We start from the raw sequence: 12,294 nt of genomic DNA, 5'->3' as shown, positions 1-12,294 counted from the left end.
CAATTCATCCCGATTTCAGCTTCAAACAGCAGGCTCATCCCGCGATGGACGCGAAGACAGGCAAAATGCTGTGGCAGTACGATCCCGCGATCGATTCGCAGCGGGGGCGTGAATTCCTGAGAGACAAGGTGATTGAGGTTCCTACTTCACGTTCAAAACGCGCTTGAGCACAGCCTGCAAACCTGCCTTGGCTTGCGCATATTCTTCAGCTGAAAGCAGGCCGGCAATTTTGTCCTGTTCAAGCGCAAAAAGTTCCTCTTTTAGTGTTTCTAGCAGCGAACCTTGCCGCTCGACCTGAATGGTCGGTGGAAGTTGTACTGTTGCGCGAGGATTCTCCATGACGTCGCTCAGCGGGAAAACCTCGGCGACAGGCGTGCGATTTGTGCTGATCTCACCGTCTGCTCTTCTACGTAAAACGAAGAAGGCTATTCCAGCAAGCAGAACCGCAAATCCGCCAAGAAGCCAGGATTTTGAGCCGGTAAGAGGGTCGGGTGATGCGATCGGCGTACCGATTCCTCCTCCGGGCCTGCCTCCGCCCGGGGAACTCGCCGGCTGCATCGCCGATCCCGTTGCGTCCACCGGCATCTCGCCTTCGCCAGAGACCGTAAAACTGATCTCCTCGCCCGGATGCACATTCCTGACCACGTGGGTTTCGACTTTCGGGTCTTCCTGTGTTGCCTGGAAACGCGAACCACCCTGTGGCGCGAACTCAATGCCCTTCGCCGTATACACCACAACATTGTCTGCCATCATCTGAGGTCGTGCAGCCAATGCATGACGTCCGTTGTACACGAAATGATATTGCACCTCGAACAGCGTCTCCTTCTCACCCTGGTCGGGCTGGATCGGCACATTGAATGTGTAATGTCCGGTCTGCGCGAGGGGAATTAGATGGGTTCTTGTCCCCAGCCCTCCGGGACGCGTGGCAGCCGCCTCATCAAGCTGCGCTCCGTCGGGCAACACAATCTCAAACGTCTTATCGCTGAACTGCGTCCGCGGCGGTGAGCTCAGGTTCCGCACAAGATAGCGCTCCCGAACGCGCAATGTCCCTCGACCGGCTTCAATCAGAAGCATGTCCGCGTCGATCCCGACTCCATCGACCTTCTCTCCCACGTCGTAGACGGTGATATCAGCAGGGGAGCCACCTTGCGGAGCAGCGATGAAATAGGTCCCACCCTGATGTTCGACACGAATCAGATAAGATGCATTACCCGGCGTCTGCAATCTGAACTGGCCGGCCGTATCCGTTACTGTGCTGGCAGCGTCTGCCATGCCTGCGCTCGGATCCACTAATGTGACCTTATCGCCCGCAGCAGGCTTATTGGTTGTCTTGTTGGTGACGGTTCCATTTACCGCAGCCGCATGGGCGCTTGCAGCCGCTGACAACGTCAAGGCTGCAGTCATGCGAAGGATCTTCTTCATGCAATACTCCTGGATTTCGTCTCAACCGCCACGTGCGGACTATCTCCTCCGAATGCAATCCCCGCCGACTTCAGAAAATCCGATGGCGATGTACCCCCTGCGAAGATCCATACGAAATCGTTCGGAAGTTCTCGTATCTCTCCGTCAACCTCAATCAGCACACTGCCTTCACGAAACTCGATTGGGATCGAGTTGAATAACACCTCGAGCTTGCCGCTGGCGATGTGTTCGACGATGCGTTTCGCGTTGCGATCTTTCAGCCGGCTAAACTCGCCTTTGCGGTACGAGAGTATAACCCTGTTGCCAGCTTGGTGCGCCAGTCCCATTGCTGCTTCGACGGCGCTGTCTCCACCGCCGACGACAAGGATGCTTTTGCCGGTGTAGTGGTCGGCCTCTATCAGCCGATACAGCACGTGCGGCAGTTCCTCTCCTTTCACGCCAAGCTTGCGCGGAGTTCCGGCACGCCCGATCGCCAATACCACAGCCCGGGAAAGATGCTCCTCCTCGGCCGTTCGAACCCGAAAGAGTCCGTCGGCCAGCTTCTGCACTGAATTCACCGCTTCTGCCGTCCGAATATTTAAATCGGAACGTGCCATGATCTTCTGCCAAAACGCGAGAAGGTCTTCCTTAGAGAGTGTGGTTTTACTGAATCTACCGTGAAGGGGAAACTCCACCGGGCTCGTCATCACCAGCTTTTGCCTCGGGTATTTCGAGACAGTCCCACCCACGCTCTCGCGCTCCAGAGTCAGCGCGCGCAGCCCATGTTCCGCGGCCCTCAACGATGCGCTGATCCCAGCCGGACCAGCGCCGACAATGATCACATCGAAAACAGCGCAGTCTGTTGGGCGATGCGTCGATGAGCCTAAACGCTGGGCGATTACATCCACGCAGTCGCGCCCCTGGTTAACCGCGTTTTTGATCAGGGCCAGCCCTCCAAGCTCGCCCGCAATGAAAAGATTTGACACGCTGGTCTCGTATTCACCGCTGATGATCGGCATATCCGCGCCAGAACTCGGCTTCGCCATGACCATCGTGATCGCGCCCACGGGGCACTCCTCCGCGCAAAGCCCATGCCCGATGCACTTGTGTCCGTTTACGATCGTTGCCTTCCCATCGATCAGCGCCAGCACATCGCCCTCCGGACACACCGACACGCAGGCACCGCATCCGATGCACGCGTCGCTCAGAATCCGTGGATGCTGCGCTTTGGGCCCATCGGAAAACATGGGCCCTTGTTCGGCCCGCTCGCGTGCCTGCTCCTCCTTGCGCTTATGCTCGCGCCAATATCGGACCAGGAAGAAGCCGAGTACGCTTCCGGCAATCAGCCATGTCAGCAAGGTTTCCATCGCCTAACGCATCCCCATTCCGGCGAATCCAAGACCCATAACGACTGCGATATGCAGAATGGCGAGCAGGGCAAACGCATAGCTGAATGGCCTGTGGATCACATGCCACAGGTGAAACACGCGCTGTGTTTGATCCAGGAACACTACACGTTTCGAGAGTGACGCTTTTTGCTTCACGATCCCGATGATTTCTTCTACCTCGAGATTTCCGGTGGATATCAGCCCCCCTAGCGATCTCAGTCCCCTCGCCGGTCCTCCCACAATGCGCCTCAGCTTCGCCATTCTGAACGGCATTCCGATGTCCAGCATTATCATCTGGCAGATCGCGCCAATGGCTCCGATGCGACTCGCACGGTCAGGAGAAGCCATCCTCAATGCTCTTCGCAACTGCTCCTCTGTGAATACCGATTGCACCAGCAAAAACTCAGCGAGCGCGCTCTCGTTTTCATGAAGTTCGCTCAATGACAACTCGGCCGCCGTTAACGAACGTGGAATCTGTGCATACAGATACCTGCCCACCACGCCGCTTAATGCAACCGCGAGCATGATCCAGAAGGCGACGCCAGCAATTCCGCCAAATTTGAACGATGCATGAAAGGCGATGACAAACGGTGCAGAAACACCTGCGATGACGTGAAAATCCATCCAGTGCCGCGCCGTCCCAATCCGTCCCAGCCAAGGGATTACTTTGCGTAGCGCATATAGAAAGATGATGAAGAACAAGATGGTACCAAACACTCCAAGCTTCAGCCCGATTGCCCCGCTTGGCTTCAGAAGCTCATGCTTCTCAGAGTAAGGCCGCTGATCGAGCGGCAGGATGTAGTAGCTTGCTCCATAGATACCAATCGAAATCAGAAAAGCAAACGCCGCGAATGACGCCACCATTACTCGGACGCGATGCCGGCGTTCCTTACGCTGTTCTCGCAATGCGGCAGCGGAGGTTGCGCTCATCTGGAGAATTGTCATGCTCATTGCTGCTCCTTCACATCAGGCTTGCTCGTTTCCGATCCCGGCGGGGCGAGCGAGTCGGGGTGAACCTTAAAGTTCGGATCCTGTTGCGCATCCGTCGAGAACGACTTGTAACTCTGGAAGACGTGCGTATTGCGCCAGTGCTGTCGAGGCGTCGTCACGTCGACGACAGCCTTGGCAGGAAGCGTCCACGTTTCCTTGCCGAGATTTTCGGGCTTGTATTCAACGTGAATCTCCATTGAACGCAGCCCTACATCACTCATGTCGTGCATAAGGCTTGCATTCACCTGAATCACCTCGCCCGATGCCTCATCCATCCATGCAGTCCCCTGAAACTCAAGAGGATATTCACGGCCTCTCAAGGCCAGCGCGGCTGGCGTCCTGCGCCCGTTAATATGCGCAAAGTGAATCGGTATCGCAGCCTTGTTCCCAAGCATCTCTTCTCGTCCGGTTGCGAACGAGAAAGCATTGCTATAGTACGGATGAAACACGAGTAGCAGGGTGGAGATTCCATTCGTGGTCAGCATCGGAGTGGAGATCGACTTGTGCTTTGCATCCGGCGGCTCAATGCGCGACTCGTTCAACTGGAACTCGTCGTCGCTGCCGTTCATCATGATCAGGTAATCGAACTGTGAACGCTCCGTTTCATCAACGTGTCCCTTCGCATTGAGTTTCTGCTGTGTCACGATCTCTAAACAATGAAGATCTGCCAATTTGGACAGATACCGCGCGATCTGTTTCTGAGCGAGTACCAGGGGATCGGATGAGCTCGTAAGCTGCGCGTCTGCCCGCGGTGCACAGGCCGCAAGAGTAAGTAAGATTGCAACTGTCCAGTATTTACGGCGCATTTGTGCTCTCCGGCTTGCGTGTTCGGGTCCGATTGTCAAAACGATATCCGAGTGTCGATGTCCACTGGTTGTAGTTCAGCGTGCCGCCGCGCTGGATCGTGTACATGCTCTCAAAGAACAGCTTCGCGCCCAAGTTCGACTCGAACAGGAAGTTGACAAAGGATGAATCGCTATTCGAGGCGACCGGCGATGTATATGTATATCTGCCAAACTGGAGATTCAACCGCAGATTGTCAATCATCTCGCGCGACACTGTAATCGTTGTATATTTTCCAGACGCGAAAGAACTGTCAAACTGCGCAAGCCGTACGTCCGCCGTTAATCCGGTCTTCCAGATATTTGCCACCGTCGCGCCAAACATCTTGTTCAGCGCACTCTTCGGATCAGTGGAATCGCTGCTGCTTCCGAGGCTGAAATAACCTGTGATATGGCGCGGAAATTGAATGCGCGCCCCGCCATTGATCCCCTGATAGAGATACTTATCCAGTAGTCCGGTACCAACCAACGTCGGATCGTACGTGGGTACATCGCGGAAATACGTGTCGGTCAAATCGAGGGTTACTCGAGGATGCACCTCAACTCGAAGTGAGAGCAGGCTCTGTCCGATGCCTGTGCTAACTGCAGCCATTCCCGGATTGGCCGTTGGACGGTCGATCTGCATCGAGTGGTAAAGAGCGAAGTATCTTTTGAACGAGAAATCATTCTCGGCAAACACGAATGGCCGGTTCACGGTCCATTTCAGCAATTCGACGCCGTAGCCCGTGCTTGTCGAGTATCGAAACGAGTCAAAGTTTCCGCCATGCACATTCACATAGAGGCCGCCGATCCGCCGCTGAGGGTTATAGTCCCAGGCAGTCGGATCCGGAGTTGAACCTGCAAACATGCCCAGCATTGCGTGCTTGGAAAACTGCATTCCGCCATAGGCCCCATCGATCGTCTCCAAGCTGTTTGCGTATGGCACATACAGCCTTCCTATGCCTGCAGACCAGCGCGACTCCGGATTCATATACGTCAGACTCATCAGGTACGTACGATTGATGAGATCCTGGATAGAGCTTTGATATGCAGATGAATTTTGCCGCAGGTTCCCGCGCCAGTAGCCGTTGAGGTTCCAGTGAGTTCCGAACATTCGTGTGAAATCGGCACGGAAAACCATCCCATAGGAATTCGAGACCGACGCGCCCTGCCCAATTTCTCGAATGGAGCTTATGTCGAAGCCGATCCTCCCTCTGATCTGATTCACTTCGGGTAACGGCGGACGAGGCAACGTTTCGCGCACCTCTTCGTCCAGCGGATCACCAGCGCTGAAGCTGATCACCATTGGGTATTGCCGCGTATTTCCCAGTGCGCTTTTTTCTACTAGCTTTGAGACCTCACTGTCGGGGAGCGAGAGAACATCGCCTGAAACGATGTTCCTGCTGCTTAATTCCACCTCACACACCGCTGACGACGATGCAATCGCGACCACCTTCAGCTTCCCGATGACCCCAGGCTCTATCGCAGTATTCCCAGGAGAAGCTTTCGTCGGATCTTGTTTGAGAACCACCGCTGTCCCTTCCTGCAACCCTGCATCTCGGCCGCCATCAATGTATGCGTTGTTTCCATTCACATACTGAACGTGAAACTCCGTGCGCATGGGGGCAGTAGCGCTCGGGGCCGTCACCTGTGGCTCTTGTGGTGCGCTCTGTGCCCACATCGGCACGGAGAGCATCAGGATGCTCAAAAGACGCCGCATCGTTGCTAACCTCCGTTGCCGTTTTTGTGGCAGGCATAGCAGTTCACGCTGTTGTACACGTATCCCGATACGCCACTGTGTTTCGGGTTGGTGGCTGCTGCGGTGTGGCAATTCGTACACGTGAATATCGAGTAGTCGCTTGAGTTGGTATGACAAGTCGTGCACACGCCATTCGCACTTCCGTGATTCAACGGGAAGAAGGTGTGGTACTGCGATGGCAACGTCGCCGGAACCCACGCGGTGGTGGTATGGCAGGTGGTGCATGTGGTCGGCCAGCCGGCGCTCACGTGGTTGGGACTCGTCGTCGCAGTGAAATCGGCTTTGTGGCACGAGTAACAGTCGGTCGGCGTGCCGGCGAACACGTTGTTGATGTGACATTGATTGCACGCTACGTTCACGTGCGCACCCGTCAATGGAAACGGGGTGTTGTTGTGATTGAAGGTGGCGCCCGCCCACGAAGTTGTTGTGTGGCAGGTATCGCAGGTCGTGGGAAAACCAGCGGATGCATGATTCGGGTTGTTCGTTCCGTTCCAGTCCGTCTGGTGGCACCCGTAACACGTTGTGGGCAGGGTTGTGTAGTTGTTATTCGTGTGACACTGCAAGCACTGTAGCGTCGTGTGCGCTCCAGTCAGCGGGAAGGCCGTGTTGTTGTGGTTGAAGGAAGACGGGCTCCATCCACTTGTCGTGTGGCAGATCGAGCAGTCAGTCGGAAAACCTGAGGACACATGATTGGGATTAGTCGTTCCGCTGAAATCTGCCTGGTGACACGAGTAACATGCAGTCGGAGTCGACGAGTAATTGTTATTCGTGTGGCACTGGACGCACGTCAAGGTCGCGTGTAGTCCAGTGAGGGGGTAGTTCGCATATACCGCATGGTTAAAGTTGACGTTGGTCCAATTGGTCGTGCTGTGACAGGTGTCGCAGGTCGTCGGAAATCCAGCTGCAGCGTGACTTGGGTTTGTGGTTCCCTTGAAATCTGTCTGGTGGCAGCCATAGCAGGTTGTTGGCAGTGTTGTGTAGTTGTTATTCGTATGACACTGCGCGCACGGTACGGTAGCGTGTGCGCCGGTGAGCGGGAATACTGCTGCATGATTGAAAGTGGACGTCGTCCAATTGCTGGTGGTGTGACAAAGCGTGCAGTCGGTGGGAAAACCAGAAGCCGCGTGTCCTGGGTTGTTCGTACCATTGAAGTCGGCCTGATGGCACCCATAGCAAGTCGTGGGAAGCGTCGTGTAGTTGTTGTTCGTGTGGCAGCTCGCGCAAGGCACCGTCGTGTGAGCTCCCGTCAGCGGGAACGAAGTGTTGTTGTGATTGAAGGTCGCAAGCGTCCACGAAGTCGTGTTGTGGCACTGCGTACAATCTGTCGGAAATCCTGATGAAACGTGCGGTGGGTTGTTTGTTGCTGTGAAGTCCGTCTGGTGGCACCCGTAACAGGTTGTTGGCAGTGTCGTGTAGTTGTTGTTCGTGTGGCACTGAGCGCAGGGCACGGTGGTATGCGCACCGGTGAGAGGGAACGTCGTTGCGCTGTGGTTGAAAGTCGACGGACTCCACCCGCTTGTTGTGTGGCAAAGAGTGCAATCTGTCGGAAATCCCGAATTTACGTGACTCGGACTGTTCGTCCCACTGAAGTCCGCCTTATGGCAGGCGTAGCATGCCGTCGGGGTTGACGTGTAGTTGTTGTTTGTATGGCACTGCGCGCAGGAAACCGTCGCATGCATGCCGGTCAAGGGGTAGTTGGCGTATGCCGCGTGATCGAATTTTGCATTCAGCCAGTTCGTCGTGGAGTGGCACGTGCCACAATCGTGCGGCAGCCCAAGCTGCGCATGCGGAGGATTATTGCTACTCGTAAAATCTTTCGCGTGGCAGCCAAAGCACGTTGCAGGTGTTCCTTTGAATACATTGTTGAGGTGGCACGCTGTGCAAGGTAACGCAATATGCGCTCCGGTCAATGCATAGCCCGTCATCTTCAGATGATCGAACTTTGCATTGAACCAGGTATCCATCGTGTGGCAGTTCTCGCAAGTCGTTGGAAAGCTCGCCGCCACGTGGTCAAGGACCGGTGTTAGAAAGTCTTTTTGATGGCATGAGTAGCAAGCCGTCGACAAGCCCGTGAATTGTGCCACCGCCGCATTTTTATGACAATCCACACATTCCAGCAGCGCATGTGCTCCCACCAGTGGGAAGCGATTGAGATGATCGCGGATCTCCTTGTTTGAAACCTGCCAACCTTTGACCGTATGGCAATTCTCACAATTCGCACCAAACTGCCGGCGATGAATATCGGCATGGCAATCTGCGCAGTGCTTGCTCACGTTTTTGAAGATCAAGCTCGTGTGACATTGTGTGCAAGCGACCTTTTGATGCATACCCCGCAGTGGATAGCCCGTCTGGTCGTGATTGAATTCCGGGGTCGAGCGGATTGGCTTCCAACTTGTGTAAGTGTGGCACTCCTGGCAGGCGACGGATATAGGTCCGTGCGGGTTCGTGACCTTTGCCTGCGGACCGCCTACCTGCGGGCGCGAATTTTCCGCAGGCTTTTGCAGCGTCATCGCCGCAACCAGGGGCGCAACAAAAATCAACAGAACCAGATTGCGCTTACCACCCATCCTTCTGTCACGTCCTCCGCTGCGTCAGTCAGCCATCGCACTTTCAGCGCGCGAAGACAGAAAGGCTCTTCCCGCATCTCTGCGGCGGCGGCGGTAACTTCGCCGCATGACGCGCAAAAACGCAGACGCCACTGAGTGCTTAAGGGCAGATCAGCAGCTACTTCGAAAGTTCGAAAGAACCTGGTACGCAGATCAAGCGGTTACCGGGTATTTATATGGGCGGCCAAGAAGCGTCAGCTGGCTTCAGCGGGTGGCGCGACCTTCCTCTAACGGGCAGAGTCCGGTGGTTATTGGTTGAAGGCAACAGCCGTCAAAATAGCGAGTCTTTAGAATCGACGGCGATCGGGGACTGTCGTGAGCCTGATCACCAATTTAAAAGAAGATACAACAACAAGAGATTTTCAGTCCATTACAAAAGGCCATAGTCATGTGCTCTCAAGATGAACTTCTCTTCATCTTGGTGCCAGGCGCTGGTCACTCTTGCCTTTGGAATGTTCCCACCATGACACGCCTCGCAGTTCTTCGGCGTTGGCTTGTAGAACAGCACCTCGGCTTCATTGATCCGTCTCTTCAGCGTGTGGCATGCAGAACATGCGACATTCTCATGACCTCCCTTCAGCGGAAATCCTGTCCTTTCATGATCAAATAACGAAGGCCGCCACTTGTTGCTGTTGTGGCATGATTCGCACTGCTGCGCGCGGCTTCCAAATTGATCGGCATGAGGGTTTTCGTGGCATTCCCCGCATTTATCAGGGGTTTTTGTGAAGTCAACGTGGCGCATCGTGAGTTCGAGATTCCGCGGTTTGTGACATTCCGCGCATGCCACTGCCCGGTGCGATCCCACCAGCGGAAACCGCGTCGCATCGTGATTGAATTTTGTCAGGCCGTTCCATCCCTTCGTTGAATGACAGGCCTCGCACCCCGGAGGTCGACCTGCAGCATTGTGCGCAGCCATCCGTTCCGCGAACTGCCCGTGATGCACATCCTCGTGACAGGTCGTACATGCCAGTTGACTGAAGTGATAAGGGATTACTTTGGTGCCGCTCGGTGCTTTGTGACAACTGATGCAGGCAATTGCGATGTGACCTCCGGTCAGTGGGAAGTTGGACTTCTGGTGCAACGCAAGTGAGTAGCTGGTCGTCTTGAACGTTGCTCCATCGTGACACTTTTCGCATCGGTCATTCCATGGGGCGGCGGCGAATTGGCCATCATGCTCGTCCTTGTGGCAGTCAATGCAGAGTGCATACTTAATCTTGAATCGCGTCTCTTTGCCTGCTGGCACATGACATGATGCACACTTCGCCTGTGCGTGCGGAAAGACCAACGGAAATCCTGTCTTTGCATGCTCCGCAGCCGAGAATGTTGACGGCGACCATCCCTGAACGGTGTGACAACTCTCGCATTTGCCTCCATCACTGCGCTTCGCAAACTGTCCGCCGTGTGGATCCGGCTTGTGGCAGTCAACACAAGCATCATGTGCGATAGGTGTTTTGAAATCTCCACCGGTGTGGCACTCGACACAGCCAACGGCCGCGTGTTTGCCTTCGAGCGCGAAGTGCGTCTTCGAATGATCGAATGTTGTCGAGAACGTCGACTTTTTCCACGTAAACGTTGTGTGACAAGAGTCGCACCCCTGCTTAAATGCGCCCTTGTGCGGATCCACGCGGTGACAGTCAGAACAGTTCGTAAACGCGAGTCCCGAGTAGCGCGGCTGTCCATCCTCACCCTGCGTATGGCAGCTCTTACAAAGCACGTAGCGGTGTTCTCCCGTCAGCGGAAACCGTGTCTTTGAGTGATCAAATCCTTCCTTACTGACATTTGCCGTCTTCCAGTCCGTTGTAGAGTGGCACCGCGCACAATCGGCTCCGAACCTTCCCTGGTGCTTGTCTTCGTGGCACGTGCCGCAACTCGGCGATAACCCCATCCATGTGTGATTCAGGTCTTTTGACCCAAGTAGGGATCGCGCCTGCACCGAAACATGTTGCGCCATGTGGCACGAGCGGCAGCTCACTCCGAAATGCTTCCCGTCGAGTGCGTATCCGGTCTTTGAGTGATCGAAACCCGTCGGCGTCGGATCCCAATGGATCATCTGGAAGTTCACTCCGTTGTGATCCGAGTGGCACTTCACGCAAGCCGTACCCTCTGGTCCTGAATGAGGGTAGGACGCATGCAATCCGCGGTTCTGCTTCTGCTCGGCGGCGATTTCCTGGTGGCATTCCAGACAGCGGAACAACGGTGCGCGTGTCGACACAGCGTGACACTTGGTGCAGTTCGTGTCGCCTGTGAGGCTCTGATGTGCTTTCGCCAGCGGTCCCGGCGAAATCTGCGCATGGAGAAAGGAAGAGATCGCAAGGAAGCCCGCGAACACCGCCGTCACGATTCGTTGTCTATTCACTCGATTGATTCGAGAGCGCTCGTTTGAAGAATTAGCTCGTCGCAGACAATGCCGGACTCTGTCGATCATGCATCCGATCCTTGCAATCTTTCCATCGACTATGGCTGAAATTAGAAAAAGGCTTCAACGTGAAGTTTTTCGCATTAGACCAGCAGATCAGGAAAGAAGTGAGCCAAGGCAGAGGGGATAATTCAAGGTGATGACGACTTCCGCAGCGTATTCAGCAGGATGGTGTAGTTGAGTATGCCATCTTAGGGGAGCAACGGACTAGCCCTTGTCCTCAATGCTCAGTACTTCGGTTTCAGCGTTCTCAGCGCGCGAGACTGCTCGACCATCTGGAAACTGCGGCGTTCCGAATTCAACCAGCGTTGAATTCCGCTCCTCAATTGCCTACACCATGGCATATCTATCATCTGGAATCGAATACAAGCGAATCTCGAGATAAATCCGTCGAACACCCATGTCTTAAACGATTAAATCTAAGAATCTTGGATTCTCGGACCCGATCACGGATTTGAGAACTCATATGGGGCCAGTTATTGTGACCAATTCCGAAGGCATCTTGCGATTGCACGGTCTGGCTTTAGGGTCATCTCAGGCAAGATTCTCTTGCGATCCGAATAGCGTGCAACACTGGCCGTCGCGTCTTTCGCCCTTGCGCCAATAAGGTTCAGCAAACGTCGACTGGCGGACCGAGACGAGACTCCTTTCAGATTGACTTTGTGAATCCGGCGCCGCGATCACCTCATCAAAGCAAAACACGCATACGTGCTCTTGCGGCGCGAACGAGCCCTCGCAGAGAACATTTCACGCTGATCGGAGACCGGGTATGACTGTGCTGCAGAGACACAAAGCCAGTGCAATCTCTTTAAAAGCTGCTATTGTGACGACCTTTTTTGGTGCCTTGCTAGTTGGTGCGGGTTTGCTTGCTGGGTGCGACAAAGGGGCAAGCGCCGCATCAACCACTGCTCCA

At 54.9% G+C, this 12,294-nt stretch carries 7 protein-coding genes; all 7 read right to left on the bottom strand.

Annotation, left to right across the window (positions count from 1 at the left end; genetic code table 11):
- Window positions 1–141: 141 nt before the first annotated feature.
- The gene (locus tag P8935_RS02415; RefSeq protein WP_348263417.1) at window positions 142–1,422 is read right to left on the bottom strand and encodes a carboxypeptidase-like regulatory domain-containing protein; all 1,281 of its coding nucleotides are present in this window, start codon (window positions 1,420–1,422) and stop codon (window positions 142–144) included.
- Window positions 1,419–2,768 carry an NAD(P)-binding domain-containing protein gene (locus P8935_RS02410; RefSeq protein ID WP_348263416.1) on the bottom strand — a complete coding sequence of 450 codons (1,350 nt, stop codon included), beginning with the start codon at window positions 2,766–2,768 and terminating at the stop codon, window positions 1,419–1,421. Before P8935_RS02410 ends, P8935_RS02415 begins: the two co-directional genes overlap by 4 nt.
- 3 nt (window positions 2,769–2,771) lie before the next feature.
- Window positions 2,772–3,740, bottom strand: a complete 969-nt coding sequence (locus P8935_RS02405) for a hypothetical protein (protein WP_348263415.1) — start codon at window positions 3,738–3,740, stop codon at window positions 2,772–2,774.
- A complete protein-coding gene (locus P8935_RS02400) occupies window positions 3,737–4,585 on the bottom strand; it encodes a hypothetical protein (RefSeq protein WP_348263414.1) in 849 nt (282 codons plus the stop codon). The genes P8935_RS02405 and P8935_RS02400 overlap by 4 nt, the downstream gene beginning before the upstream one ends.
- The gene (locus P8935_RS02395) at window positions 4,575–6,320 is read right to left on the bottom strand and encodes a hypothetical protein (protein ID WP_348263413.1); all 1,746 of its coding nucleotides are present in this window, start codon (window positions 6,318–6,320) and stop codon (window positions 4,575–4,577) included. Before P8935_RS02395 ends, P8935_RS02400 begins: the two co-directional genes overlap by 11 nt.
- Before the next feature lie 5 nt (window positions 6,321–6,325).
- Window positions 6,326–8,926, bottom strand: a complete 2,601-nt coding sequence (locus P8935_RS02390; protein ID WP_348263412.1) for a hypothetical protein — start codon at window positions 8,924–8,926, stop codon at window positions 6,326–6,328.
- A 409-nt stretch (window positions 8,927–9,335) separates the two neighbouring features.
- Window positions 9,336–11,321 carry a cytochrome c3 family protein gene (locus tag P8935_RS02385; protein ID WP_348263411.1) on the bottom strand — a complete coding sequence of 662 codons (1,986 nt, stop codon included), beginning with the start codon at window positions 11,319–11,321 and terminating at the stop codon, window positions 9,336–9,338.
- Window positions 11,322–12,294 lie beyond the last annotated feature (973 nt).

Source organism: Telmatobacter sp. DSM 110680 (assembly GCF_039994875.1).
Taxonomy (GTDB): domain Bacteria; phylum Acidobacteriota; class Terriglobia; order Terriglobales; family Acidobacteriaceae; genus Telmatobacter.
This window is presented reverse-complemented; position numbering and strand designations above follow the sequence as displayed.